The 25,775-nt window shown below is 65.6% G+C and carries 21 protein-coding genes and 1 pseudogene; 11 read left to right on the top strand and 11 right to left on the bottom strand.

The window, feature by feature from the left end; translation table 11 throughout:
- Positions 1 to 89 precede the first annotated feature (89 nt).
- From yidC to rpmH, 4 genes are read right to left on the bottom strand one after another with little or no spacing between them, the layout of a single operon-like run.
- A complete protein-coding gene (yidC, locus tag CLV01_RS00360; RefSeq protein ID WP_013804811.1) occupies positions 90 to 1,802 on the bottom strand; it encodes a membrane protein insertase YidC in 1,713 nt (570 codons plus the stop codon).
- Positions 1,799 to 2,089 carry a membrane protein insertion efficiency factor YidD gene (gene yidD, locus CLV01_RS00365; RefSeq protein ID WP_012207854.1) on the bottom strand — a complete coding sequence of 97 codons (291 nt, stop codon included), beginning with the start codon at positions 2,087 to 2,089 and terminating at the stop codon, positions 1,799 to 1,801. Before yidD ends, yidC begins: the two co-directional genes overlap by 4 nt.
- Positions 2,086 to 2,595, bottom strand: coding sequence for a ribonuclease P protein component (locus CLV01_RS00370; protein WP_012207855.1), 510 nt, complete (start codon positions 2,593 to 2,595; stop codon positions 2,086 to 2,088). The genes yidD and CLV01_RS00370 overlap by 4 nt, the downstream gene beginning before the upstream one ends.
- A 58-nt stretch (positions 2,596 to 2,653) precedes the next feature.
- Positions 2,654 to 2,788, bottom strand: a complete 135-nt coding sequence (gene rpmH, locus CLV01_RS00375) for a 50S ribosomal protein L34 (protein WP_012207856.1) — start codon at positions 2,786 to 2,788, stop codon at positions 2,654 to 2,656.
- Positions 2,789 to 3,202: 414 nt separating this feature from the next.
- Here rpmH and dnaA point away from each other — a divergent pair, with 414 nt between their 5' ends.
- The 3 genes from dnaA to gyrB all read left to right on the top strand — a co-directional run bounded on the left by dnaA (position 3,203) and on the right by gyrB (position 8,631).
- A complete protein-coding gene (dnaA, locus tag CLV01_RS00380) occupies positions 3,203 to 4,609 on the top strand; it encodes a chromosomal replication initiator protein DnaA (protein WP_012201941.1) in 1,407 nt (468 codons plus the stop codon).
- Between the two features lie 121 nt (positions 4,610 to 4,730).
- A complete protein-coding gene (gene dnaN / locus CLV01_RS00385) occupies positions 4,731 to 5,849 on the top strand; it encodes a DNA polymerase III subunit beta (protein WP_012201942.1) in 1,119 nt (372 codons plus the stop codon).
- 202 nt (positions 5,850 to 6,051) lie between these two features.
- On the top strand, positions 6,052 to 8,631 hold the full coding sequence (gene gyrB / locus CLV01_RS00390; protein ID WP_012201943.1) for a DNA topoisomerase (ATP-hydrolyzing) subunit B: 2,580 nt from the start codon (positions 6,052 to 6,054) through the stop codon (positions 8,629 to 8,631).
- A gap of 325 nt (positions 8,632 to 8,956) precedes the next feature.
- Here gyrB and CLV01_RS00395 read toward each other — a convergent pair whose 3' ends face one another.
- The gene (locus tag CLV01_RS00395) at positions 8,957 to 9,886 is read right to left on the bottom strand and encodes a LysR family transcriptional regulator (protein WP_099732619.1); all 930 of its coding nucleotides are present in this window, start codon (positions 9,884 to 9,886) and stop codon (positions 8,957 to 8,959) included.
- Positions 9,887 to 10,125: 239 nt separating this feature from the next.
- Between CLV01_RS00395 and CLV01_RS00400 the strand changes: the two genes are divergently transcribed.
- Genes CLV01_RS00400 through CLV01_RS00420 form a run of 5 tightly spaced genes read left to right on the top strand, consistent with a single transcriptional unit; the run spans position 10,126 to position 14,500 of the window.
- Positions 10,126 to 10,914 (top strand): 5-oxoprolinase subunit PxpA, encoded by a 789-nt coding sequence (locus CLV01_RS00400; protein WP_099732618.1) that lies wholly within the window; start codon positions 10,126 to 10,128, stop codon positions 10,912 to 10,914.
- A gap of 53 nt (positions 10,915 to 10,967) precedes the next feature.
- Entirely contained in the window at positions 10,968 to 11,216 is a 249-nt protein-coding gene (locus tag CLV01_RS00405) for an acetyl-CoA carboxylase (RefSeq protein ID WP_012201946.1), read from the top strand.
- A gap of 11 nt (positions 11,217 to 11,227) precedes the next feature.
- Positions 11,228 to 12,625, top strand: a complete 1,398-nt coding sequence (locus tag CLV01_RS00410) for an acetyl-CoA carboxylase biotin carboxylase subunit (RefSeq protein ID WP_099732617.1) — start codon at positions 11,228 to 11,230, stop codon at positions 12,623 to 12,625.
- Positions 12,622 to 13,533 (top strand): 5-oxoprolinase subunit B family protein, encoded by a 912-nt coding sequence (locus CLV01_RS00415; protein ID WP_099732616.1) that lies wholly within the window; start codon positions 12,622 to 12,624, stop codon positions 13,531 to 13,533. Before CLV01_RS00410 ends, CLV01_RS00415 begins: the two co-directional genes overlap by 4 nt.
- Positions 13,523 to 14,500, top strand: a complete 978-nt coding sequence (locus CLV01_RS00420) for a biotin-dependent carboxyltransferase family protein (RefSeq protein WP_099732615.1) — start codon at positions 13,523 to 13,525, stop codon at positions 14,498 to 14,500. The genes CLV01_RS00415 and CLV01_RS00420 overlap by 11 nt, the downstream gene beginning before the upstream one ends.
- Before the next feature lie 119 nt (positions 14,501 to 14,619).
- On the opposite strand, the gene CLV01_RS00425 is transcribed toward CLV01_RS00420, so the two are convergent.
- Entirely contained in the window at positions 14,620 to 15,744 is a 1,125-nt protein-coding gene (locus CLV01_RS00425; RefSeq protein ID WP_257221162.1) for a CaiB/BaiF CoA transferase family protein, read from the bottom strand.
- Positions 15,745 to 15,877: 133 nt separating this feature from the next.
- A complete protein-coding gene (locus CLV01_RS00430; RefSeq protein WP_099732614.1) occupies positions 15,878 to 16,798 on the bottom strand; it encodes a LysR family transcriptional regulator in 921 nt (306 codons plus the stop codon).
- A gap of 126 nt (positions 16,799 to 16,924) precedes the next feature.
- Between CLV01_RS00430 and CLV01_RS00435 the strand changes: the two genes are divergently transcribed.
- From CLV01_RS00435 to CLV01_RS00445, 3 genes are all read left to right on the top strand, one after another.
- The gene (locus CLV01_RS00435; RefSeq protein WP_099732613.1) at positions 16,925 to 17,896 is read left to right on the top strand and encodes a tripartite tricarboxylate transporter substrate binding protein; all 972 of its coding nucleotides are present in this window, start codon (positions 16,925 to 16,927) and stop codon (positions 17,894 to 17,896) included.
- Positions 17,897 to 17,907: 11 nt separating this feature from the next.
- On the top strand, positions 17,908 to 18,372 hold the full coding sequence (locus CLV01_RS00440) for a MaoC family dehydratase (RefSeq protein ID WP_012201953.1): 465 nt from the start codon (positions 17,908 to 17,910) through the stop codon (positions 18,370 to 18,372).
- Between the two features lie 129 nt (positions 18,373 to 18,501).
- A complete protein-coding gene (locus tag CLV01_RS00445) occupies positions 18,502 to 18,900 on the top strand; it encodes a YkgJ family cysteine cluster protein (protein ID WP_013799932.1) in 399 nt (132 codons plus the stop codon).
- Positions 18,901 to 18,907: 7 nt separating this feature from the next.
- On the opposite strand, the gene CLV01_RS00450 is transcribed toward CLV01_RS00445, so the two are convergent.
- From CLV01_RS00450 to CLV01_RS00465, 4 genes and pseudogenes are all read right to left on the bottom strand, one after another.
- Complete coding sequence (locus tag CLV01_RS00450; protein WP_099732612.1) at positions 18,908 to 20,308, bottom strand: sensor histidine kinase; 1,401 nt, start codon at positions 20,306 to 20,308, stop codon at positions 18,908 to 18,910.
- A 4-nt stretch (positions 20,309 to 20,312) separates the two neighbouring features.
- Positions 20,313 to 21,017 (bottom strand): response regulator transcription factor, encoded by a 705-nt coding sequence (locus CLV01_RS00455; protein WP_017407046.1) that lies wholly within the window; start codon positions 21,015 to 21,017, stop codon positions 20,313 to 20,315.
- A gap of 231 nt (positions 21,018 to 21,248) precedes the next feature.
- Complete coding sequence (locus tag CLV01_RS00460; protein WP_235264160.1) at positions 21,249 to 22,454, bottom strand: TolC family protein; 1,206 nt, start codon at positions 22,452 to 22,454, stop codon at positions 21,249 to 21,251.
- A gap of 208 nt (positions 22,455 to 22,662) precedes the next feature.
- Positions 22,663 to 25,766 (bottom strand): annotated as a pseudogene (locus CLV01_RS00465) (efflux RND transporter permease subunit).
- Between the last annotated feature and the right edge of the window lie 9 nt (positions 25,767 to 25,775).

The following is a 25,775-nucleotide window of genomic DNA, read 5'->3' on the forward strand; positions in this document are numbered from 1 at the left end:
TTTCTTGGGAGGGATTTCAGGCCGCCGATGATAGGCCGCCCATGAAAAAGCCCGCCGAAGCGGGCTTTGGAGCCAGGGCCTTCGCAGGCTTACTTGGCCGGCGTGGACTTGCCGAATTTAGGCAGGTTGAACTGCGGCGGCACGCCCATGCGGGTGTTGATGATCCACTGCTGGGCAATGGACAGGATGTTGTTCGTCAGCCAGTACAGCACCAGGCCGGCCGGGAAGAAGAAGAACATCACGCTGAAGACCAGGGGCATGATCCACATCATCTTGGCCTGCATCGGATCCGGCGGAGCGGGGTTCAGCGCGGTCTGCAGCAGCGAGGACAGGGTCATCAGCACGGGCAGGATGAACAGAGGATCCTTGGCCGACAGGTCGGTGATCCAGCCGATCCAGGGCGCGTTGCGGATTTCCACGCTGGACAGCAGCACCCAGTACAGCGCGATGAATACCGGGATCTGGATGATGATGGGCAGGCAGCCGCCCATGGGGTTGACCTTTTCCTCGCGGTAGATGCGCATCATCTCCTGCTGCATCTGCTGGGGCTTGTCCTTGAGGCGCTCACGCATTTCCATGATGCGCGGGTTGATGGCCTTCATCTTGGCCATCGAGGAGTAGGCCTTGGCATTGAGCCAGTAGAAGGCGATCTTCAGCAGCAGCACCAGGGCCACGATGGACCAACCCCAGTTGCCCAGGAAGCCGTGCAGCTTGTCCAGCAGCCAGTACAGCGGCTTGGCCAGGATGGTCAGCCAGCCATAGTCCTTGACCAGCTCCAGCCCGGGCGCCAGCGATTCCAGGCGCTTTTCGATCTGGGGACCGGCGAACAGGCGCGCTTCCACGCTCTTGCTCTGGCCGGGCTCGATGGTGCCCACCGGCGTGATCATGCCGACGGCGTAGAGGTTGTTGTCCACCTTGCGCAGGAAGTTGTCGCGCTGGATGCCTTCGGCCAGCAGCCAGGCGCTGGCGAAGTAATGCTGGACCATGGCCACGTAGCCGCCCGTGGACGACTTCTCGACGCTGGCCTTGCCGCTCTCGATGTCCTTGAACTCGACCTTCTGGTACTTCTTCTCGTCGGTGTAGACGGCCGGGCCCGTGAAGGTGGAGTACATGGTGGACTGTTCGCCTTCGGGCTTGTTGCCGTCGCGCACCAGTTGCAGGTACAGCTGCGGGCTCACGGCCGCCGTGCCGGTGTTCACCACTTCATGGCGCACGCCGATGTCGTAGGCGCCGCGCTTGAGCGTCCAGATCTTGACCAGCTTCACGCCACCCATGTCGGGCGACTCGAAGCGCAGTTCCATCTGGTCCTCGCCGTCCTTGAGCTCGCGCGCGCCGGGCAGCGCGGTCATGGTCGTCTTGTGCGTGGGGAAACCGCCGCCGATCAGGCCCGACTGGCCCAGGTACACGCGGTGCACGCTCTCGTCGAACAGCACCACGGGCTTGTCCTTGTGCACGGAATCCGCGTACTTGAGCAGCTCGGCATGGCGCAGCGTGCCGCCCTGGCTGTCGAAGGTCAGGCGCAGCACGTCGGTGCTGATGGTGACGTTCTGGCGCGGGGCTGCCTCGGGCGCGGCGGCAGCGCCGCCAGGCACTTCGCCGGCACCGGCCGTTGCCGCAGCAGCCGCCGAGGGCACACTGGCATCGCCGGGCGCCTTGCCCGTTTCAGGTGCCGGGGCCGTGGCGACGGCAGGCGCGGGGAAGAAAGTGGCCTTCTTGCCGCTGTGCACTTGCCATTTGTCCCATAGCAAGACCAGCGAAAAGCCAAATATCACCCACAGGATGGTGCGGCGAATATCGTTCATGAAGACTTCTTAGGTGAGGAAGGTTGGGTGTTTTCGGGCGCAGCCGTCAGGCTGGTGAACAGCCTGGGCTTTTGCTCTGGCACAGGGTCATGCCCCCCGTCACACCACGGATGACAGCGCGCCAGGCGGCGCAGCGTCAGGTAGGAGCCTACCGCAGCGCCGTGTTGCTCCAACGCTTCAAGGGAATAGGCCGAGCAGGTGGGCGTGAAGCGGCAGGCCGAGCCCAGCCAGGGACTGAGCATCAGCCGATAGCCGCGCACCAGCGCCATCAGCAGCCGCTGCATCATGGCGCAACCCCGATGCTCTCGCCAGCGGCTGCGGCGCGTTCCTGTGCGGGCTGCGGCAGCTCGGGCGCAGGCTGCGACAGGCGTTTCGCCGCATAGGCGAACAACTGCTGCAGCTCGGCGCGCACGGCCTGCCGGAGCACATCAGAAGTGGCGCTCACGAACTGGCGCCGGTCAAAGCCCGAGCGCAGCCGCACTACATGGGCGCCTTGGAGCATCAGGGTCTCATGCTCGCTGCCCACGGCATAGATCTGCCGCTTGATGGTGTGTCGCGTCACCGAGCGGCGCGCCCAGCGCTTGGGCACCATGGCGCCCAGCCAGGCATCCTGGCGCACGGCGCCAACGCCGAACAGGGCCTGCGGGTCTTGCGACCCGGGCCCTGTCGGTGGCGCCATGGCGCCGCCCTGCTCCGTCAGAACGAGACGGTGCAGGGCGAAATGCGCGGTACGCGATACCGTACCGGCAGCCATGGCGGCCTGAAACTGCGGACGTGTTTTCAGCCGTTGCATGCCAGCACCCCGTTCAGGGGTTCAGTGCAGCGAGCAAACCGCCCAGCAATGGCTGGCCTTAGACGGCCAGACGCTTGCGGCCCTTGGCGCGGCGAGCGTTGATCACGGCGCGGCCGCCCTTGGTCTTCATGCGGACCAGAAAGCCGTGGGTGCGGGCGCGACGGGTCTTGGAGGGTTGGTAAGTACGTTTCATGTTGGTTCCTAGAGAAGGTTCAGTTTTGCACCGGTCCCGTATCCGGCACGCTACACGCAGTGCAGCCAGCAGCCGCCACAAAGGCAAACCGCCAGGCCACCTGCCAAAAATCTGCACGATGCACTTGCCATGTGCAGCCCAAGGAGCAACCGCGAGGGGTTTCGCCAAAGGCCGCCAGCGGCAGCATGCAGACCCGATGCAGACGGGCGGGACATATCACCCTGAACACATTCAGGGAAACCCGCGATTATCACAGCGTTGTCTACTTGATGCAATGCCCTTCGAACCCGAAGGATGCCTGCCCATTTTGCGACAAGGCGGAGGACAAGCTCCTGATATTTTGTGGATAACTTCCGCAAAAGCTACAATGGCAGCCTCGCAACAGTTCCTCCTATCCACAACTAGACTTCGACAATGACAGAGGAACCTACGAACGATGCAGGCCAGGGCCTGTGGCAAGTCTGCGTTGAGCAACTGGGGCAGGAAATGCCCGAACAGCAGTTCAACACCTGGATCAAGCCCCTGACCGCGCACGTCGCCGAAGACTTCTCCAAAGTCACCGTCTACGTGGCCAACCGCTTCAAGCTCGACTGGATCCGCGCCCAATATGCAGGCCGCATCTCGGCCATGCTGGAGTCGCTCTATGGCCAGCCGGTGACGCTTGAGTTGGCACTTGCTCAGCGGGAAAGCGTTGTGCGGACTTACGTCCGCCCCTCCTCCAGCGAGCGCTCGGCCCCGCCGGAAACCATCGTCACCTCGGTGCCCACGGTCACCAGCGAAGACGCGGCAGCGCCCGTCTTTCGCACGCGCCTGAACGCCGCGCTGACCTTCGAGACCCTGGTGGAAGGTACGGCCAACCGCATGGCACGCTCGGCCGCCATGCATGTGGCGGGCTCGCCCGGGCACCTGTACAACCCGCTGTTCATCTACGGCGGCGTGGGCCTGGGCAAGACCCACCTGGTGCATGCCGTGGGCAACAAGCTGCTGGCCGACAAGCCCGACGCCAAAGTTCTCTACATCCATGCCGAGCAGTTCGTCTCGGATGTGGTCAAGGCCTACCAGCGCCGCACCTTTGACGAATTCAAGGAGCGTTACCACTCGCTGGATCTGCTGCTGATCGACGACGTGCAGTTCTTCGCCAACAAGGACCGCACGCAGGAGGAGTTCTTCAACGCCTTCGAGGCACTGCTGGCCAAGAAGAGCCACATCGTGATGACCTCGGACACCTATCCCAAGGGTCTGGCGAACATCCACGAGCGGCTGGTATCGCGCTTCGACTCTGGACTGACGGTGGCCATCGAGCCGCCCGAGCTGGAGATGCGCGTGGCCATCCTGATCAACAAGGCCCGCGCCGAGAACGCCGAGATGCCCGAGGAAGTCGCCTTCTTCGTGGCCAAGAACGTGCGCTCCAACGTGCGCGAGCTCGAAGGCGCGCTGCGCAAGATCCTGGCCTATTCGCGCTTCAACCAGAAGGAAGTCTCCATCCAGCTGGCCCGCGAGGCCCTGCGTGATCTGCTGTCCATCCAGAACCGCCAGATCAGTGTGGAGAACATCCAGAAGACGGTGGCCGATTACTACAAGATCAAGGTGGCCGACATGTACAGCAAGAAGCGCCCGGCCAGCATCGCCCGGCCGCGCCAGATTGCCATGTACCTGGCCAAGGAATTGACCCAGAAGAGCCTGCCCGAGATCGGCGAGCTGTTCGGCGGGCGCGACCACACCACCGTGCTGCACGCGGTGCGCAAGATCGCCGGCGAACGCCAGCAACTGACCGAGCTGAACCAGCAGCTGCACGTGCTGGAGCAAACTCTCAAAGGTTGATGAAAACTCCCCCATTCTGGTCGTATGTACGCGGCAAAATGGGGGATTCGAGCGGCAAGAGGGGGCTCATTTGTGAGCCGCCGCTCCTACCGAGACCCGCATCCTTAAATCAGAGGTTGACATGATCGTCCTGAAAGCCACACAAGACAAAGTTCTCGCGGTCCTGCAATCGGTGTCCGGCATCGTCGAACGCCGCCACACGCTGCCCATCCTGGCCAACGTGCTGATCAAGAAGACCGGCAACGCATTGCAGCTGACCACCAGCGACCTGGAAATCCAGATCCGCACCACCGCCGAGCTCGGCGGCGACACCGGCGACTTCACCACCACCGTGGGCGCGCGCAAGCTGATCGACATCCTCAAGACCATGCCCGGCGACCAGACCGTGAGCCTGGAGACCCAGCAGGCCAAGATGGTGCTCAAGGGCGGCAAGAGCCGCTTCACGCTGCAGACCCTGCCGGCCGAGGACTTCCCGCTGGTGCAGGAGGCTGCGGCCTTCGGCCCTTCCTTCAGCGTGCCGCAGAAGGTGCTCAAGGACCTGCTGGGCCAGGTCTCCTTCGCCATGGCCGTGCAGGACATCCGCTACTACCTCAACGGCATCCTGTTCGTGGCCGAGGGCAAGCAGCTGTCCCTGGTGGCCACCGACGGCCACCGCCTGGCCTTCGCAAGCAGCCAGCTGGACGTGGAAGTGCCCAAGCAGGAAGTGATCCTGCCGCGCAAGACCGTGCTGGAGCTGCAGCGCCTGCTGTCGGATGCCGGCGGCGAGAACCAGCCTCACATCGAGATGCAGTTCGCCAACAACCAGGCCAAGTTCACCTTTGGCGGCATGGAGTTCGTGACCAAGCTGGTCGAGGGCAAGTTCCCCGACTACAACCGTGTCATCCCGCGCAACCACACCAACAGCGTGACCCTGGGCCGCGCCCCGCTGCTGGCAAGCCTGCAGCGCACGGCCATCATGACCAGCGACAAGTTCAAGGGCGTGCGCCTGACGGTGGAGCCCGGCACCTTGCGCGTGGCGTCCAACAACGCCGAGCAGGAAGAGGCCATGGACGAGCTGGACATCGACTACGGTGGCGACACCATCGAGATCGGCTTCAACGTCACCTACCTGATCGACGCCCTGTCCAACATGAGCCAGGACATGATCAGGATCGACCTGCAGGACGGCAACAGCTCGGCCCTGCTGACCATCCCCGAGAACGACAGCTTCAAGTACGTCGTGATGCCCATGCGCATCTGACCGCGCGCCACACGACACCGATGCCTGACACATTGCGCAGCCCCTGCACCCGCCGCCCGGTGGCACAAGCCGGTGCACGGTGCGCAACCACCCTACCCGACTCGTAGCCCGCAGCGCGCGTCCCTACGCACCGCGCCAGCGGCCGAATCGAACATTTTCAAGCGAAGCGACAGCTTCCGACGGAACTACCCCAGGGCCTTCCATGACCGACGAGAACAAGCCAGAAAACCAGACCATTGCCCCCGAAGGCTCAGACTCCAGCGGCTATGGCGAAGGCGCGATCCAGATCCTCGAAGGCCTGGAGGCCGTGCGCAAGCGCCCCGGCATGTACATCGGCGATACCTCCGATGGCACGGGCCTGCACCACCTGGTCTTCGAAGTGGTGGACAACTCCATCGACGAAGCCCTGGCCGGCTACTGCGACGACATCCTGGTCACCATCCATGCCGATGGCTCCCTGTCCGTCATCGACAACGGCCGCGGCATCCCCACGCGCGTGAAGATGGACGACAAGCACGAGCCCAAGCGCTCGGCGGCCGAGATCGCCCTCACCGAACTGCACGCGGGCGGCAAGTTCAACCAGAACAGCTACAAGGTCTCGGGCGGCCTGCACGGCGTGGGCGTGTCCTGCGTGAACGCGCTGTCCATCTGGCTCAAGCTCAACGTGCGCCGCGATGGCGAGGTCTACGAAATCGACTTCTCGCGCGGCCACGTGCAGAACCGCCCGATCGAGATCGTGGACGGCGTCGAGGTCTCGCCCATGCGCGTGGTCGGCAAGAGCGACAAGCGCGGCACCAAGGTCCACTTCCTGCCCGACACGGAAATCTTCACGCAGAACCATGAGTTCCGCTACGAGATCCTGGCCAAGCGCCTGCGCGAACTCTCGTTCCTGAACAACGGCGTGCGCATCCGCCTCAAGGACGAGCGCGACGGCCGCGAAGACGACTTCTCCGGCGCCGGTGGCGTCATGGGCTTCGTGCAGTTCATCAACGCCAACAAGAAGGTGCTGCATCCCACGGCCTTTCACGCCAACGGCACGCGTCCTGCGGAAAGCTACGGCGGCATCCCCGGCACCGAGATCGGCGTCGAAGTCGCCATGCAGTGGAACGACAGCTATGCCGAACAGGTGCTGTGCTTCACCAACAACATCCCGCAACGCGACGGCGGCACCCACCTGACGGGCCTGCGCGCCGCCATGACGCGCGTGATCGGCAAGTACATCGAGCAGAACGAACTGGCCAAGAAGGCCAAGGTCGAGGTCAGCGGCGACGACATGCGCGAAGGCCTGTGCTGCGTGCTGTCCGTGAAGGTGCCCGAACCCAAGTTCAGCAGCCAGACCAAGGACAAGCTGGTCTCCAGCGAAGTGCGCGCGCCCGTGGAGGACATCGTCGCCAAGGCGCTGACCGACTACCTGGAAGAAAAGCCCAACGACGCCAAGATCCTGTGCAGCAAGATCGTCGATGCCGCGCGTGCCCGCGAGGCCGCGCGCAAGGCCCGCGAGATGACGCGCCGCAAGGGCGTGCTCGACGGCATGGGCCTGCCCGGCAAGCTGGCCGACTGCCAGGAAAAGGACCCGGCGCTGTGCGAGATCTACATCGTCGAGGGTGACTCCGCCGGCGGCTCCGCCAAGCAAGGGCGCGACCGCAAGTTCCAGGCCATTCTGCCGCTGCGCGGCAAGATCCTGAACGTGGAAAAGGCCCGCTACGAAAAGCTGCTGACCAGCAACGAAATCGTCACCCTGATCACGGCCCTGGGCACCGGCATCGGCAAGGCCACGGCCGAATCGGGCAAAAGCGGCAGCGACGATTTCGACCCCAACAAGCTGCGCTACCACCGCATCATCATCATGACCGACGCGGACGTGGACGGCGCCCACATCCGCACCCTGCTGCTGACCTTCTTCTACCGCCAGATGCCGGACCTGGTCGAGCGCGGCCACATCTACATCGCCCAGCCGCCGCTGTACAAGGTCAAGAACGGCAAGGAAGAGCTGTACATCAAGGACGGCCCCGCGCTCAACCAGTACCTGCTGCGCATCGCGCTGATGAACGCCAGCGTCAGCACCGGCGGAGCCAACCCGCGCACGCTGGACGGCGAGGAACTGGCCAAGCTGGCCAACATGCACCTGGCCGCCGAGACCGTCATCGACCGCCTGTCCAACTTCATGGATGCCGAGGCCCTGCGCGCCATCGCCGACGGCGTGCAGATCACGCTGGACAGCATCGAGGCGGCCCAGGCCTGTGCCCCCATCCTGGAGGCCAAGCTGCGCGAGTTGACCACCACGGGCGTGCCCGCCGAGGTCACGGCCGAAATCGATCCGGTCTCCGAAAAGCCCGTGCTGCGCATCAGCCGCCACCACCACGGCAACATCAAGAGCTCCATCCTCACCCAGGAGTTCGTGCGCAGCCACGACTACGCCGCGCTGGCCGACGAAGCCCAGAACTTCAACGGCCTGCTGGGCGAAGGCGCCAAGGTCACGCGTGGCGAAGGCGAAAAGGCCAAGAGCGACAAGGCCGGCGACTTCCGCCAGGCCATGCAATGGCTGCTGCACGAGGCCGAACGCACCACGGCCCGCCAGCGCTACAAGGGCCTGGGCGAAATGAACCCCGAGCAGCTGTGGGAAACCACCATGGACCCCACCGTGCGCAGCCTGCTGCAGGTGCAGATCGGCGACGCCATCGAGGCCGACCGCGTGTTCACCATGCTCATGGGCGACGAGGTGGAGCCACGCCGGGAATTCATCGAGACGAATGCGCTGCGGGCGGGCAATATCGACGTGTGATCGCGCAGGTTCTCCTCCATCTCGTAGAACCTTCGACGTCGCCATCGAGCTGGTGACCCTGCAGTGCGGCATTGGATTGCACAGCATGGCGCCAACAGCAACGCAAAGCCCGGGATCAGCATGCCACTGATACCCGGGCACCAGCGCATCGCCAGATCAAGCGTGAAAAACAAAGGCTGAAAGAGAATGTCGATCGATCCAAGAATCGCCGGCATTCTTCAGCCAGGCCATGAAGTGATGCCTCAATTGATGCATTCGCATGCGCGAGAAATTCGTTGGAAGCCGTTTTGCTGAATGCAGAAACGGGCATGTCCAACCAACGACATCAACCGCCGGGCCTCCTTCTGCCTTGATGCACGACCGGCTCGAGAAACAACTGCCGAAAGTAATCGCGAAACGCCGTCATCGCTGGGGAAAATTCGATGCCTTGCTTCCACCCAAGCCCGATGTTCATCGTTGGCACGGCGTCGCGCAGACTGATGGTTTCAATGCGCTTTCCCTCCAGCGACCAAGGTCGATAAACCATATCCGAGAGAACGGTCACACCTAGGCCATTCGCCACGGTGCTGCGCACTGCTTCTACAGAGCTCGTGCGCAGCCTGATCTGAGGCTGGTACGGCGTCTTGCTCCAATATTTCATTGCAGTGCCCGCAGCCTCGTCCACGGTGAGCAGGATGTAGGGCTCGGCCGCCACATCGGCCAGCGTGACTTCCGCCTTTTCGAGCAGCGCATGCTTGGCCGGCACCCACAGTCGGCGTTGCGAGCCAAAGAATGTCTCGAGCGACAGCTCGCGCAGCACCACATTGGACGTGAGCAGTACTCCCATGTCGTATTGCTGCGTGATCAGTCCCTCCTCAATGGCTTCACGCACTACTTCGTGCACCTTGACCTTGATCTGCGGATGCAATTGCTCGAAACGCTGAAGGTGATGGGGCAAGAAGTAGCCGAGCACCGTGTAGGTGGCGGCAATGGTCAGCGTCCCCTCGACATTCGCTCCCTCATGCGGCATGCGGATCGCCTCGTCGGCTGCAGAGAGCACGGCATAGGCATGGCTCAGAAACCGCCGTCCGGCCCGGGTCAGTTCCACGCCATGAGGCTGTCGCTCAAACAGCTGCTGCCCCAGCATTTCCTCCAGCTCCCGGACTGCCGTGGTCACCGCCGATTGCGAGATGTTGAGTTGCAATGCCGCATGTGAGATGCGACCCACTTCGGCCACCGCCGTGAAGTATTTGAGCTGGCGAAGGGTCAGAGACATGGTGCGGCCTTCCTGGGGTATTTACTTATCTCTCAAAAATTACATGGCGGCGCGCGCAAATCCGATACCTAGTATTCACTGATCTACAGGGTAGCGTTCATTGCAGGCAGTCGGAGTATCTGTTTTTCAGATATCGCATCGCCTGTAAATAATGCTTTTCAGCCGATTTTCAGCTCACTAATCTTCACCTTGTCCCGCATTGCTGCCATCGGGCCGTGCCAACAACACAAGGCAAAAACGTGAAGAAGACGCTGATTGATCTGAACTCCGACATGGGCGAAAGCTTCGGTCCATGGGCCATCGGCGATGGTGTGGACCAGGAATTGATGCCGTTGATCAGCTCGGCCAATATCGCCACAGGCTTTCATGCGGGTGATCCGAACATCATGCGCAAGACGGTGTTGTTGGCCCGGGAAAACGGCGTGGGCATCGGCGCGCACCCGGGCTTTCGCGACCTCGTGGGCTTCGGGCGCCGCCATATCAATGCACCGGCCGACGAGCTGGTGAACGACATGGTCTACCAACTCGGCGCGCTGCGCGAATTCGCGCGGCTGGCCGGCATGACGCTGCAGCACATCAAGCCGCACGGCGCGCTCTACATGCATGCGGCGCGCGACGAGGCGCTGTCGCGCGCACTCGTCACGGCCCTGCAGCAGATCGAACCGACGCTGCGCCTGTTCTGCATGGAATCGTCCGTCACCTTCCAGGTGGCACGCGAATTGGGCCAGCCCGTGGCGCGCGAGTTCTATGCCGACCGCGACTACGACCTGAGCGGCTGCATCGTCTTCACCCGCCGCGTCGGCGCGCTCGACCCCGAGGCCGTGGCCGCCAAGGTGCTGCGCGCCTGCACCGAAGGCGTGGTGCGCACGGTCGAAGGCCAGGACCTGGCGATCGGCTTCGACTCGGTCTGCATCCACAGCGACACGCCCGGCGCGCTGGCGCTCGTGCAGGCCACGCGCCGCGCACTGGCCGAGCACGGCATCGAAGTTGCAGGTTTTGCCGATGCGACTGCGCCGGCGCAGCCTTGAGTTTTCCGTTCATCCCGCTTTCGTTCCTGTTCCCGCTTTCCAGGAGTGCATCGATGCCCGCTACCCATGAAGTCCTCAGCCCGCTGCCGGGCACCTTCTACCGCCGTTCGGCGCCTGACGCGCCGCCATTCAAGGCCGAAGGCGACACCGTGGCCGTGGGCGATGTGATCGGCCTGGTCGAGGTGATGAAGCAGTTCAGCGAAGTCACGGCCGACGTGGCCGGACGGCTGCGGGGCTTTGCCGTGGAGAACGGCGAACCCGTCGATCCTGGCCAAGCGCTGGCCGTCATCGAAACGGCGTGAGGCCCCGGACCATGACCGCCGCATTCGACAAACTGCTCATCGCCAACCGCGGCGAGATCGCGGTGCGCATCATCCGCGCCGCTAAGGAACTGGGCCTCAAGACCGTCGCCGTCTACAGCGACGCCGACGCGCAAAGCCTCGCGGTGCGCATGGCCGACGAAGCCGTGCGCATTGGCCCGGCGCATGCCACCAGGAGCTATCTGAGCGTGGACGCCATTCTTGAAGCGGCAGCCGACAGCGGCGCCGGCGCCGTGCATCCGGGCTACGGTTTCCTGTCGGAAAACGCCGCGTTCGCCGAGCGCATCGAGGCCGCGGGCCTGGTGTTCGTCGGCCCGACACCGCACGCGATCCGCACCATGGGCGACAAGGCCGCCGCGCGCGCCGCGGCCATGAAGGCCGGCGTGCCCACCGTGCCCGGCAGCGTGGGCGTGGTGACAGACGCCGACAGCGCCGTCGCGCTGGCAAAGGGCATCGGCTACCCCATCATGATCAAGGCCTCGGCCGGCGGGGGCGGGCGCGGCATTCGCGTGGCGCACGACGAAGCCGAGCTGCGCCAGCAGTTCGCCACCGCCACGGCGGAAGCGCAGGCCGCTTTCGGCAACGGCGAGGTATACCTCGAACGCTTCATCCGCCAGGCGCGCCACATCGAGGTGCAGATCCTGGGCGACGGCCAGCGCGTGGTTCACTGCTTCGAGCGCGAATGCTCGCTGCAGCGACGCCGCCAGAAAGTGTGGGAAGAAGCGCCCTCGGCCGCCATCAGCGAGGCCACGCGCGCTGCGCTGTGCGAATCGGCGCTGCGGCTGGCCCATGCCGTGGCCTACCGCGGCGCGGGCACGCTCGAATACCTGTACGACGACGACACGCGCGAATTCTTCTTCATCGAGATGAACACGCGCATCCAGGTCGAGCACCCCATCACCGAGATGATCACCGGCATCGACCTCGTGAAGGAGATGCTGCGCATCGCGCTCGGCCAGCCGCTGCGCCTGCAGCAGGAAGACATCCGGCTGACCGGCGCGGCCATCGAGGTGCGCATCAACGCCGAGAACGCCGCGAAGAACTTCATGCCAAGCCCGGGCCTCGTGTCGCAGCTCGTGGTGCCGGGCGGCCCCGGCGTGCGCTTCGACACCATGCTGTTCCCCGGCTGCACCGTGCCGGCGTACTACGACTCGCTGCTGGGCAAGCTGATCGTGCACGACACCGATCGCGCCGGTGCGCTGGCCCGCATGCGGCGCGCGCTCGGCGAGCTGCAGGTCGAAGGCATCCACACCACGATCCCGCTGCACCGCGCACTGTGCGAGGACGCGGGCGTGGCGCAGGCCGCATTCCACACGGGCTTTCTCGAAACCTGGCTGGCGGTGAATCCGCTGGCCGACGCACCCGCTCCACTTACGGAGGTGATCGCATGACCGCTGCCAGCACCCTCCCCGCCCAGGCCCGCTACAGCTTCGGCGGCGACGAGCACCTGTTCGTCGAGATCAGCGAAGAGATGTCGCTGCCCGCCTTCTTCAAGGGCATGGCCATCTGCAATGAGCTGCGCCGCCGCGCACAGGCGGGCGAGATCACGGGCGTGACCGAGATCTGTCCGGCCAACGCCGCCTACCTCGTGCGCTTCGATCCCGATACGATCGCGCCCGACGCACTGCTCGCCATGCTCAAAGACATCGAAGCGGGCCTGGGCGATGCCGACCTGCAGATGCAGACGCGCATCGTCGAGATTCCCGTGCTCTACAACGACCCGTGGACGCACGAGACGCTGATGCGCTTTCGCGAGCGGCACCAGGACCCGTCGGGCACCGACATCGAGTACGCGGCGCGCATCAACGGCCACGCCTCGGTCGAGGCCTTCATCAAGGCGCACTCGTCGGCGCCCTGGTTCGTGTCGATGGTCGGCTTCGTGGCCGGCCTGCCCTTTCTGTTCCAGATGGTCGAGCGCCAGCGCCAGATCCAGGTGCCCAAGTACCTGAGCCCGCGCACCGACACGCCCAGACTCACGCTGGGCCACGGCGGTTGCTTCAGCTGCATCTACTCGGTGCGTGGTGCGGGCGGCTACCAGATGTTCGGTGTCACGCCCGCGCCCATCTTCGACCCGGCGCAACGGCTGTCCTACCTGAAGGAGCTGATGGTGTTCTTCCAGCCCGGCGACATCGTCAAGTACAAGCCCATTGACCGCGCCGAGTACGACCGCCAGATCGCGCAGGTCGAGGCCGGCACCTACGCGCTGCGCATCGCGCCAGTGTCGTTCTCGCTCAACGATTTCCTGGCCGACCCGGGCGGCTACAACCAACAGCTCCTGAAAGTGCTCCATGGCGATTGAAGTGCTCAAGCCCGGCCTCGCGACCAGCGTGCAGGACGCCGGCCGCCCCGGCTACTACCACCTGGGCATTCCGCTCTCGGGTGCGCTCGACCAGCAAAGCCTGGTGCTCGCAAACCTGCTGGTCGGCAACGACGAAGGTGCGGCCGTCATCGAAAGCACGCTGCTCGGTCCCGAGCTGCAGTTCGACGCGCCCGCGCTGGTGGCCGTGACCGGCGCCGACGCGAAGATCAAGCTCAACGGCAATGAGGTGCCACGCAATACCGCATTCGCGGTGCAGGCCGGCGACAGGCTCGGCTTCGACTTCATGAAGCTCGGCGCGCGCATGTGCATCGCCGTGGCCGGCGGCATCGACGTGCCGGTGGTGCTGGGCAGCCGCTCGACCTACGGCTTGGGCGCATTCGGCGGCTTCAACGGACGCAAGCTGCTGGCCGGCGACAGACTGCCCGTGGGTGTACCGTCAGCCACCGCCCGCGCGGGTCGCACGGTGGAGGCCGCATTGCTGCCGGTGCTCGACAAGGAAGTGGTCCTGCGTGTGCTGCCGGGCATCTACTTTCACCGACTGCAGGAGGTGTCGGTGCAAAGCTTTTTTGCCGACACCTGGACCGTCGGTTCCGAGGCCGACCGCATTGGCTACCGCTACAAGAACGGCACGCCGCTGAAGTTCCACGAGCGCACGCCGCCATTCGGCGCGGGCGACGACCCGTCGAACATCGTCGATGCGGGCTACCCATACGGTTCCATCCAGGTGCCGGGCGGACGCGAACCGATCATCCTGCACCGTGATGCGGTCTCGGGCGGCGGCTACGCGATGGTGGGCACCGTCATCAGCGCCGACATGGATCTCATCGCCCAGATGCAGCCAAACCACAAGGCACGCTTTGTCGAAGTCGATATGGCGCAGGCGCTCGAAGCACGCGCCGAGCGGCGGCGAAGCATCGAGCGCTTGCGCGCAGCGCTCGCGGCCTGAGCGCGATCCTCTTCGTCCCTCTCAAGAGAGCCGATGACAACCAAGGAAGCGGTCGAGTTCGCCACGCTCGAATGGGTTGCGTCGTTCAACCGCCATCGCCCGCCTGGACCCATCGGGCATCACTCTTGCCGGCCTCGAGCCTGCCCGCCAAACTCCTCCCACAGCGCCTGCGTATGCTCGCCCAGCGCGGGCACGGCGCCCATGGCGGCTTCGGCATCCGACAGCGTGGCCGGGGGCAGCAGGGCCTGGATGCTGCCGGCGGGCGTGGCCACCTCGCGCCAGCGTTCGCGCGCCTGCAATTGCGGATGGTTCCAGACCGCGTGCATGTCGTTGAGCGGCGCGTTGGCGATGCCGCCTGCATCCAGGCGCTGCATGGCCTGTTCGCGGCTCAGGTGAGCCAGCACGGATGCGATCACCGCATCGAGTTCCGCGCGGTGCGCCACGCGCTGCAGGTTGTTGGCAAAGCGCGCGTCCTGCGCCAGCGCGGGCTGCTGCAGCACATGGGTGCAGAAGCTGTGCCATTCGCGGTCGTTCTGCAGGCCGAAAATCAGGCTCTGGCCATCACCGGCCGTGTACTGGCCATAGGGCGCGATGGAAGGATGGGTCAGCCCGCTGCGCGCAGGCGCCGTGCCGCCGTAGTGGGCGAAGTTCAGCGGGTAGGACATCCATTCGGCCAGCGCCTCCAGCATGGAAACCTCCACGCGCAGGCCCCGGCCCGTGCGGGCGCGCTGCAGCAGGGCGGACAAAATGCCCGAGTAGGCATACATGCCGGCCGCGATGTCGGCGATGGAAATGCCCACGCGCGCGGGCTGGTCGGGCGTGCCCGTGACCGAGATCAGGCCAGCTGCCGCCTGGATCAGCAGGTCATAGGCCTTCCTGTCGCTGAGCGGGCCGCCCTCGCCATAGCCCGATATATCGCAGACGATGAGACGCGGATATTTCTCATGCAGGCTGTCGAAATCCATGCCCATTCTCTGCATGGCACCCGGGGCCAGGTTCTGGATCAGGATATCGGCGTTTTCCAGTATTTTCCCGACGATATTCTGCCCCTCGGCGGTCTTGATATCTGCGGCCAGGCTTTGCTTTCCCCGATTGGCCCAGACAAAAAAGGATGATTCACCATGGACCTTGTCGTCATAGCCCCGTGCAAAATCCCCATCGGGCAATCGCTCCAGCTTGATGACCCTGGCACCCAGGTCCGCCAGCTGCCGGCTGGCAAAAGGCCCTGCCACGGCGTGTTCCATGGCCAATACCGTCAAACCATCCAATGGGCGTGTCTGCATTTTCTTGAACAAGGCGAATATTCGATTCGCCGCATTCTAGAAGTGCGACCATCACCCAGCCAGTCGGCATTTTCTAAGTGGAATTTCAAATCTTCTAAGGCAGGGATTCCTGCACGGTGCCTTCCTCGGGCAAAGGCTGGGCCGCCACATAGGCCACGAAATCGCGGGCATAGGCGGGCAGGGTTTCGGGTTCGCGCGTGACCACCCTCTGCTCGCGCTGCGCCCAGGCCTCGTCCAGGCCCACGGCAGCCAGCCTGCGCGCCTGCAGCGCCGGCCGGGCAATGGAGCGCGGCACCAGCGCAATGCCCACGCCTTCCTGCACGCACTGCAGCACGGCCTCGAATGTTGGTGCGTGCACACGTACCCTAGGGTTCATGCCCAGCTTGGAAGCCATGCCTTGGAGATAGAGGAAGTTGCTGGTCTTGCGGCCGATCGAGACCAGGTCGTAGGTCAGCGCGGTTTCCAGCGGCACCCTGCTGCTGGCGGCCAAGGGGTGGCCAGCGGGCACCACAAACACCAGTTCATCGTGGCCATAGGTGATGGCATGCAGGCCATGCAGATCGATCTGGCCGGCCACCAGGCCCACGTCGGCACTGCCGTCGAGCACGGCGCGCACCGTGTCTTCGCTCAGGCGCTCCTCCAGGTCCACATTGACGTTCGGATAATGGGCCAGATAGCGGCTGAGCACGGGCGCAATTCCCGTGAGCGTGCTGCTGTTGGCAAAGACGCGGATATGGCCCGATATTCCGTTGATGTGTCTTTGCATTTCTCCGTGCAAGCGGTCCACGCTGCCGAAAATGGAATCGGCGTATTTCTTGACCGTCATGCCGGCCGGAGTGAGCACCATGCCTTTGGACGTTCTTTCAAACAGCGATGCACCCATGGCCTGCTCCAGATTCTTGAGCCGGTAGCTGGCCGATGGCGCCGTCAAATGCATTTCAGCCGCGCCTGCGCTGAGGCTTTTGGCCTGGGCAATGGCAAGGAAAACCCTGAGATCCGTCAATTCATATCGCATCCGTTGCATGCCCGCCGGGAGCATTTCCTTGGTGTTAGACGGTTTCTAACCGCCCTATCAATGATTCGACTGGCTGCATTGGCAGCCCATTTCTATAGTCGGCGCCAGGAGACAACGGAGAAAATTATGGACTTCAAGACGGCAAGACGCCAAACCCTTCTCACCGCCCTGCTTCTGGCCGCAGGCGCGGCCGCAGCGCAGGACTATCCTGCGCGCCCCATCAAGCTGGTGATTCCCTACGCGGCAGGCGGCCCCACCGACACCTTTGGCCGCGCCATGGCCGATGTCTGGAGCCAGAAGCTGGCCACGCCCGTGGTGATCGAGAACCGCACCGGCGCCGGCACCCTGGTGGGCACGGAGGCGGTTGCCAAGGCAGCCCCTGACGGCTACACCCTGCTGCTGACCACGGTGGCGCATGCCGTAAATCCCTACATCCACGACAAGCTGGGCTACCGCACGGAGGAAGACTTCGCGCCCGTGGGATTGCTCGCCAGGGCGCCGCTGGTGCTGGTGGTGGACAAGCGGCTGCCCGTGCAGAGCCTGCCGGATTTCCTGGCCTATCTGCGGGCGCGGCCCGGCCAGGTCAGCTATGCCTCGGCGGGCGTGGGCAGCGCACCGCACCTGGGCGCGGAGCTGCTGAACCTGATGGCGGGCACCCGGGCCCAGCATGTGCCCTACCGGGGCAGTGCGCCGGCCATACAGGACCTCATCGGCGGGCACCTGGCCTTCATGCTGGACAGCGCTCCCACGGGCCTGGCCCAGGTCAAGGCGGGCACGGTGCGCCTGCTGGCCACCACCATGGCCCAGCGCTTGCCGCAGACGCCCGACACGCCTGCCATTGCCGAGCAGGTGCCCGGCTACGAGGCCTATACCTGGAACGCCGTGTTCGCCCCCGCAGGCACGCCGCCAGCGCTGATTGCCCACCTGCAGTCCAGCCTGCAGGCCACGGTGGACGATGCCGGGCTGCAGAAAAAGGCCTACGACATGGGCCTGGTGCTGGAAAAGCAGCCGCGCCCCCAGGCGCTGGCCACCTTCCTCAAGCAGGAACTGGACAAATGGGGCAAGGTCGCCCGCGCCGCCCACATGAGCGCGAACTGAGGAGAATAGCCATGCCACGCCACCCATCCCTGTGCGCCCAGCGCTACTTTGAAGACTTCGCGCTGGGCGAGGTCTTCGCCCTGCCCTCGCGCACCATGACCGATGCCCTGTTCGCCGCCTTCCAGCTGGCCAGCGGCGACAACCATCCCGTGCACTACGACGTGGAGTACTGCCGCGCGCGCGGCATGCCCCATATGCTGGCCCACGGCTACCAGGTGGCCATACAGACGGCGGCAGGCGCCGGCCTGTTCCCGCACATGGTCGAGGAATCGCTCAAGGGCTTTCTGGAGCAGGGCAGCCGCTTCCTGGCCCCCGTCTATGTGGGCGACACGCTGTACTGCACGCTGACGGTGTCCGAGCTCAAGCCCGGCAACACCACGGGCGTGCTGACCCTGGCCACCGAGGTGCTGAACCAGCGCGACGAGCGGGTGTCCGACGGGTTTCAGAAATACCTGTTGAGGAAGCGGCCGGCCTGAAGGCCAGGGGATGGATGCAGGGGCAGCGTCCCCCAAAGACCCGCCCCGTCGCTTGGCTACGCCGGCGCGGCAACCGCCGCCGGGCTTTCTGGCGAAAAATAGCGGCCCTGCACACGCCCATCCCCCACCATGAGATCCCCCATCAGCATCGTCGACGTCGACCGCCTCGACTCCTGGAGCAAATACAAGCCCGGCATGTGCGACAGCTGTGCGGCCAACTGCTGCACCATGCCGCTGGAGGTGCAGTTGCCCGATCTGGTGCGGCTGGAGCTGGTGGATCCGTTCGAGGTGGACAACGTGGAGCCCAAGCTCATCGCCAAGCGGCTGATGAAGATGCGGCTGATCGACCACTACAACCCCAAGCACAACATCTTCACCATGGCGCGGCGTGCCAGCGGGGACTGCAATTTTCTGGATGCCAAGTCGCGGCGCTGCACGGTCTACGACAAGCGGCCCGAAACCTGTCGCCTGCACCCCAAGAAGGGCCCCAAGCCCGGCTTTTGCGCCTACGGTCACAAGGACCGCTGAAAAGGCTTCAGGCCGTGGGCAACCCGGGCAGCCAGATGCGCGCCTGCAGGCCCGGATGCATGTTCTCGAAGCCCAGCTTGCCGCCGTGCAGCTGCACGATGGCCAGCACGCTGGCCAGGCCCAGGCCATAGCCTTCGCGGTCCGATTCGGCGCGGTAAAAGCGGGTGCTCATCTTCTCGCGCGTCTGCGCGTCCACGCCCGGCCCCCGATCCTGCACGATGATTTCCACGCCCCAGGCGCCGCCGTCCATGCCGTGCTCGTGGGCCACGCCCGCGCGCAGCAACATGTCGGCGCCGTGGTCGCTGTCGGGCAGTGATCCGTACTTGATGGCGTTGTCCACGAGGTTGGCCACGGCGCTGGCCAGCAGGTCGCCGTCGCCCAGCGCCATGGGCGTGCCCTCGACCTCCAGGCGCAGCACGCCGCCCGCGTCCTCGACCAGCGGTTCGTAGAACTCCACCACGTCGACCAGCAGGGCACGCAGATCCACGGGCGCGAAGTTCTTGCGGCTGGCGCCGCTTTCCACTTCGGCGATCTGCAGCAGCTTGTCGAAGACCACGCCCAGCTCGGCCACTTCCTGGGCCACCAGCGCCAGCGTCTCGTTCTTTTCCTCGGGCGTGGCCTGCTGGGCACTACGCAGGCGCAGCAGGATGCGCGTCAGCGGCGTGCGCAGGTTGTGGGCGATGGTGTTGGAGACATGGCGTATGCCGTCCATCAACAGCTCCAGCCGGTCCAGCATGGTGTTGATGTCGCGGTTGAGCAGCGTGAACTCATCGTCGCGGCGCGTGACCGGAATGCGCTGGCGCAGGTCGCCCGTGGCCACGCGCGCCATGGTGCTGCGGATGTCGGCGGCACGCTCTTCCACCACCCGCCGGAAGGCCCCGGCGCCCAGCACGGCCATGCCCAGGGCCACCAGGCCGGCCAGCAGGCTTGCGCGGCCGAACAGCTCCTCCACATCGCTTTGCACCTGCATGTCGCTGCCCACGGCCAGCAGCTTGCCGTCGGACAGCTGGGCCACGGCCACGCGGCCCGCGATGATGCGGCCGTTGCGCCGCACCTTGAGATCGCGCACGCCCATCTCCGTCAGGCGGCGTGCGGGCACCACGTCGGCGTTGCCGATGATGGGATTGCCGTCGCCATCCATGAGGATGAGGATTTCGGTATCGGTGTTGACGCCGTCCAGCAGGGTCTGCTGGATCTCGGCCTCCAGCGCGGGCTCGCCGTACTTGTCGCGGTGCTCGACCAGGCGGCGCATGTGGTTCTCGGCCTGCCGGTCCATGCGCATGCGCAGCACGCCCACGGTCTGCACGTAGAACACCGACAGCACGATGGACATGGTCAGCACCAGCAGCACGCCGTAGGTCAGCGCCAGCCGGAAGGCCGTGGAGCTCCAGGGCTTGGCCAGCGACATGGGATCAGGCCACCTGCGGCAGGTCCTGCGGCCGGTCCGACAGGCTGTAGCCCACGCCGCGCACGGTGTGGATCAGCGCGGGCTCGAAGCCCTTGTCCACCTTGCCGCGCAGGCGGCTGATGTGCACGTCGATGACATTGGTCTGCGGGTCGAACCGGTAGTCCCACACCGACTCCAGCAGCATGGTTCGCGTGACGATCTGGTGCGCGTGCTGCATCAGAAAGGCCAGCAGGCGAAACTCGCGCGGCTGCAGCGCCAGCGGCTGGCCTGCGCGCTCGGCGCTGCGCGTGAGCAGGTTCAGCCGCAGGTCGGCCAGGCGCATCTCGCGCGCAGGGGCCGGGATCTGAGCGCGGCGCACCAGGGCCTCCAGGCGCGCCGAGAGTTCGGAGAAGGCAAAGGGCTTGGTCAGGTAGTCGTCGCAGCCGGCCTTGAGGCCGCGCACGCGCTCGTCCGTGGCCGACAGGGCGCTGAGTACCAGCACCGGCGTCTGCTTGCCCATGGAGCGCAGCGTCTGCAGGATCTGCAGGCCGTCGAAGCCGTTGGGCAGCATGCGGTCGAGGATGATCACATCCCAGCTCTCGCCCACGGCCATGGCGATGCCCTGCACACCATCGCTGCACACCGCCACCTGCGCGCCCTGCTGGCGCAGGCCTTCGGCGATGTAGCGCGCGTTCAGCGCGTCGTCTTCGATGATGAGATAGCGGTACATGCGGGCGGCAGGGCCTGACTCGAAACTGAGGCAGACACTATACGGCGCGCCAGACTCCGCCGAGATCGGTGGGGGTGCCGGCATGTTTACCACCTCTTTTCAGCCTTGGGCTGCGCTGCGCGGCATCGCACCGCATGAAACTGGCGTGATCCGGACCAGGCACACCGCGGGGTGCCACCCAGGGTCCGACCGCCCCTCCCGCACAGCAGGAGGGGAAGGGCGTCAAGCGCCTCAGGGCGCTGCCCACATCGGCAGATCGCCGCTGGCCACGCGCACCTGCCACTCGGCCAGCATCATTTCCTTGACCAGGTCCAGGTGCTCCAGGCGGTGCTCGTTGATCGATCCCAGCGAATCGATCAGCTCCAGGATGGAGCCCTGGCCCAGCTTGTAGGCATCCTGGGCCATCTGGTTGAGCGGCGCGATCTGGGCCAGGCCCTGCTTTTCGTAGGCGCGCACGGCATCGCGGCGCAGCTTCAGTTGCTTGATGGCGCGCTGCAGCTCGGTACGCGCCTCGATCAACGCGGCGTCGTAGCGCAGCTGGGCCTGTTCGGCCTCCACCTGGGCACGCGCGATGGGGCCTTCGCGGCGATCGAACAGCGGCAGCTCCACCGACACGCCGATCTGGTTGTAGTTGCCGTCAAGGCGGTTGCGCACGCGCGCCACGCTCACGCTGGGCGTGGGCAGGGCTTCGCGGCGTTCCAGCTCGACCTTGTGGCGCAGCTGGTCCAGCTCGGCCTGGGCAGCGACCAGGGCCGGCAGGCGCAGGCGCGCGGCCTCCCAAAGCTCCTGCTCGTGCAGCAGCTGGCCCACGGGCACGGCCTGCAGGCTGCCCGTGGCGCGCGGCGCCCATTGGGGCAGGGCGGCCAGGGCGGCGGCGTGCGAGGCGGCGTCCTGCCAGTCCGACTGGGCCTGGCTGACCTGCATGGCCATCTGGGCCTGCTGCAGGCTCAGGCGCGCGCCGTCATAGCGGCTGCGCGCGCCGGCCTCGATCTGGCCGCGTACGATATTGCCTGCGCCGTTCAGCGACTCCTGCGCCTCTTCCCAGACCTTCAGGCGCTGCTGCGTCATCAGCAGGTCGATGAAGGCCGTGGCTGCATCGTTGAGCGTGGTGGCCACGGCCACCTCGACATTGGCACGCGCCGCCGTCTCGCCCTTGCGCGCGTTCTCCATGCGCAAACGCCGCTGGCCGAAGATGGGCAGCGGCTGCTCGATGCCCCACTGCTTCTCGCCCGGCTTGCTGCTGTACGACGCCGTGGGATTGGGAAACGCCGCCGCCGTGCGGCTGTCCGCCTGCGCAATCCCGATCTGCAGCCGCTGCGCCGCCAGCTGGGGCTGGTTGCGCACCACCATCTGCAGATACTCCTGCATCCCCACCGGCTGCTGCGGTGCAGCCGCCGGAGCCACCTCGGAGGCAGGCGCCGCAGTGATGGCCGGCACAGCGGGCACAGCCTGCTGCGCAAGCGCAGAACCCGCCCCGCAGCACAGAACGGCGGCTGCCACCAGGGCAGTGCGCAAGAAACCGACGCGGCCCAAATCAGAGACGCCAAGCAAGAGCCGCCTCGCGGCGATGGCGTCGTCCCCCTCCCGCGAAGCGAGAGAGGGCGCCGTGCACACGGGGGAAGCGGCGAAGCCGCTCAGGGGGCTATCACTCTTTTTCATCGAGTTCTTCCTGCGTCAACATGTTCTTGGGGCCCAGCAGCGCATAGAGCACGGGCAGCAGCACCAGGGCCACCAGGGGCAGCACCACCATGCCGCCCACGATCACGGAGGCGAAGGGCTTTTGCGTCTCGCTGCCCACGCCCGTGGACAGCGCCATGGGCAGCAGGCCCAGCAGCGCCAGCAGCGCCACGAGCACGATGGAGCGCATGCGTTCGGCAGCGCCCTCGACCAGGGCCTGCATCATGGGCATGCCCTGCCGTCGCAGCTCCTCCACGGCCGAGATCACCAGCAGGCCGGCCAGCGCCACCTGTCCCAGCAGCGCGATGAAGCCGATGGCCGCGCTGATGGACAGCTCGATGCCCGCAAAGTGCAGGGCCGCGATGCCGCCCACCATGGTGAAGGGCGCGCACAGCAAGATGATGCCGGCGCTGCGCGCCTGGCCCAGCGCGCCGAACAGCAGGGCGTAGACGATGATCAGCGACAGCGGCACCACGATCTTCAGGCGTGCGGCCGCGCGCTGCTGGTTCTCCCACTCGCCGCCCCAGACGGCCTGGTAGCCCTCGGGATCTTCACGTTCTTCTTGAACGTGGCCAGCGTGTCCTTGACCACGGAGCCGATGTCGCGGCCTTCCACGTTGAACTTGAGCGCCATGTAGCGCGCATTGCCTTCGCGGAAGATGGAGGAGTTGCCGATCTTGATGGCGACCTGGCCCACCGAATGCAGCGGCACCGAGCCGCCGTTGGGCAGGGGGATGGCGATGTTGCGGATGCGCTCCTCATCCATGCGGTCCACATAGGGCAGGCGCACGCGCACGGGCACGGGGTACTCGCCCTCCCACAGCGTGGTGGAGATGTTGCCGGCCAGCGCCGCCTCCAGCGTCTTTTGCGCGGTCTCCATGGCAATGCCCTGGCGCGCCAGCGACTGGCGGTCGAACTCCACGTGGACCTGGGGTGCAGGCGCATCGCGGTACAGGCCCAGATCGACCACGCCGTCGATGTCCTTCACCAGGTCCACGGTCTGCTGCAGGATGGCGCGCAGCTGCGGAATGTCGGGGCCGAAGACCTTGAGCACCACCTGGCCGCGCGCGCCGGACGTCGATTCCTCCACGCTGTCGCGGATGGGCTGGGCGAAGTTGAACGACACGCCCGGAATCTCGCCCAGCGTGGCGCGCATCTGCTCGATGAGCTGGGGCTTGGTCAGGCCCTTGCGCCATTCGCCGTGGCCCTTCAGGCGCACCAGCACCTTGGCCAGGTTCAGCGTCTCGTTGTCGGTGCCGGACTCGGGCCGGCCCTGCTCGGTGGTGACGGTGATCACCTCGGGGAAGGTCTTCAGGCGCAGGCGCACGTCGCGCAGCACTTCCTGGCCCTTTTCCAGCGAGATCGATGCGGGCATCTGCACCAGCACATAGGCATCGCCTTCATCGAGCTCGGGCAGGAATTCCGTGCCCAGCCAGGCCGCCGACAGGCCGGCCGCCACCAGGATGGCGAGCGAGCCGACGATGACGATGACGCGGCGGCGCCCGGCACCCAGCAGGGTGCCGATCCAGTGCTGGTAGCCGTGGTGCGCGCGGTCGAAGATCTTGGGCTCTTCCACCATCACGTGCTGGGGCTTGAGGAACAGCGCGCACAGCGCCGGCACCAGGCCCATGGCGAAGACCAGGGCGCCCAGCAGCGCGAAGCTGTAGGTCATGGCCAGCGGACGGAAGATGCGGCCCTCGATGCTTTCCAGCGAGAACACGGGGATCAGCGCCGCGATCACGATGGCCATGGCGAACAGCGTGGGCTTGGCCACGGCCACGGCCGAGTCGATGATGATGTGGCGCATGTCCGCCTGCGTCTGCGGCTTGCGCAGGCGGGCGTTGCGGATGATGTTCTCGGCCAGCACCACGGCGCCGTCCACCATGATGCCGAAGTCGATGGCGCCCATGGAAATCAGGTTGGCCGGCATGCCCAGCAGGTGCAGGCCGATGAAGGCCACCAGCAGCGACAGCGGGATCACCGTGGCCACGATCAGCGAGCCGCGCAGGCTGCGCAGGAACAGCCACAGCACGCCCACGATCAGCGTGGCGCCGAACAGCAGGTTGTGCTGCACCGTGCCCAGCGTGTGGCCGACCAGATCGGAGCGGTCGTAGTTGGTCTCCATGTGCATGCCCTCGGGCAGGCCGCCGTCATTGAGCGCGGCCACCTTGGCATGGATCTGGTCCAGCACCACAGAGGGGTTCTCGCCGCGCTTGAGCAGCACGATGCCCTGGACCACGTCGTCGGCATCATCCATGCCCACCGAGCCCTGGCGCGGCGTATGCGACTGCACCACGCGCGCCACGTCGCCAATGGTCACGGGCGCGCTGCCGCGCATGGCCACGACCACGCCTTGGATCTCCTGCGGCGTGCGCAGCAGGCCGATGCCGCGGATGATCAGCGACTGCTCGCCCCGGCGCATCAGGCCGCCGCCCACGTTGCGGTTGGACTTGGACAGGGCATCGCTCACGTCTTCCAGCGACAGTCCCAGCGCATACAGCTTCTCGGGATCCACCTCGACGTGGTACTCCTTGACGAAGCCGCCGATGCTGACCACGTCGGCCACGCCCTGCACCTGCTTGAGGGTGCGGACCACGCGCCATTCCTGCTCGGTGCGCAGCTGTGCCAGCGTGTGGCGGTCGCTCTTCAGGCGGTAGTAGAAGATCTTGCCCAGCGGCGTGTAGTCGGGCGCCATCTCGGGCGTGACGCCGTCGGGCAGATTGGCCTGGGGCAGGCGCTGCGACACCTCGGCGCGCGCATGGAAACTGTCGGCATCGTCATTGAAGACGAGGTTGATCATGGCCAGGCCGAAGTAGCTCTCCGAGCGCAGCGACACCAGGCCCGGCGTGCCGTTGAGCTCGCGCTCCAGCGGCTGGGTGATCTGGCGCTCCACCTCCTCGGGGGCCAGGCCCGGCGCCTGGGCAATCACGCCGACCTGCACATTGGTCACATCGGGATAGGCCTCGATGGCCGTGTGCAGGTATGAATACACGCCATAGATGGCGATGATCAGGGTGGCACACAGGGCGACGAGCCGCCGGTGCACCACAAACGCTATCAGGGAACGCAGCATTGATGAGTC

The sequence above is a fragment of the Delftia sp. 60 genome, assembly GCF_002754395.1.
In the GTDB taxonomy this organism is placed as follows: domain Bacteria; phylum Pseudomonadota; class Gammaproteobacteria; order Burkholderiales; family Burkholderiaceae_C; genus Comamonas; species Comamonas acidovorans.

Coding starts and splice junctions, on each gene's coding strand:
- CLV01_RS00370 (WP_012207855.1), bottom strand. CDS start 2,595: ATGCAACGGCTGAAAACACGTCCGCAGTTTCAGGCCGCCATGGCTGCC.
- CLV01_RS00430 (WP_099732614.1), bottom strand. CDS start 16,798: ATGCGATATGAATTGACGGATCTCAGGGTTTTCCTTGCCATTGCCCAG.
- dnaA (WP_012201941.1), top strand. CDS start 3,203: ATGACAGAGGAACCTACGAACGATGCAGGCCAGGGCCTGTGGCAAGTC.
- CLV01_RS00420 (WP_099732615.1), top strand. CDS start 13,523: ATGGCGATTGAAGTGCTCAAGCCCGGCCTCGCGACCAGCGTGCAGGAC.
- CLV01_RS00410 (WP_099732617.1), top strand. CDS start 11,228: ATGACCGCCGCATTCGACAAACTGCTCATCGCCAACCGCGGCGAGATC.
- yidD (WP_012207854.1), bottom strand. CDS start 2,089: ATGATGCAGCGGCTGCTGATGGCGCTGGTGCGCGGCTATCGGCTGATG.
- yidC (WP_013804811.1), bottom strand. CDS start 1,802: ATGAACGATATTCGCCGCACCATCCTGTGGGTGATATTTGGCTTTTCG.
- CLV01_RS00405 (WP_012201946.1), top strand. CDS start 10,968: ATGCCCGCTACCCATGAAGTCCTCAGCCCGCTGCCGGGCACCTTCTAC.
- rpmH (WP_012207856.1), bottom strand. CDS start 2,788: ATGAAACGTACTTACCAACCCTCCAAGACCCGTCGCGCCCGCACCCAC.
- CLV01_RS00455 (WP_017407046.1), bottom strand. CDS start 21,017: ATGTACCGCTATCTCATCATCGAAGACGACGCGCTGAACGCGCGCTAC.
- CLV01_RS00395 (WP_099732619.1), bottom strand. CDS start 9,886: ATGTCTCTGACCCTTCGCCAGCTCAAATACTTCACGGCGGTGGCCGAA.
- CLV01_RS00440 (WP_012201953.1), top strand. CDS start 17,908: ATGCCACGCCACCCATCCCTGTGCGCCCAGCGCTACTTTGAAGACTTC.
- CLV01_RS00445 (WP_013799932.1), top strand. CDS start 18,502: ATGAGATCCCCCATCAGCATCGTCGACGTCGACCGCCTCGACTCCTGG.
- CLV01_RS00425 (WP_257221162.1), bottom strand. CDS start 15,744: ATGGAACACGCCGTGGCAGGGCCTTTTGCCAGCCGGCAGCTGGCGGAC.
- gyrB (WP_012201943.1), top strand. CDS start 6,052: ATGACCGACGAGAACAAGCCAGAAAACCAGACCATTGCCCCCGAAGGC.
- CLV01_RS00435 (WP_099732613.1), top strand. CDS start 16,925: ATGGACTTCAAGACGGCAAGACGCCAAACCCTTCTCACCGCCCTGCTT.
- dnaN (WP_012201942.1), top strand. CDS start 4,731: ATGATCGTCCTGAAAGCCACACAAGACAAAGTTCTCGCGGTCCTGCAA.
- CLV01_RS00450 (WP_099732612.1), bottom strand. CDS start 20,308: ATGTCGCTGGCCAAGCCCTGGAGCTCCACGGCCTTCCGGCTGGCGCTG.
- CLV01_RS00415 (WP_099732616.1), top strand. CDS start 12,622: ATGACCGCTGCCAGCACCCTCCCCGCCCAGGCCCGCTACAGCTTCGGC.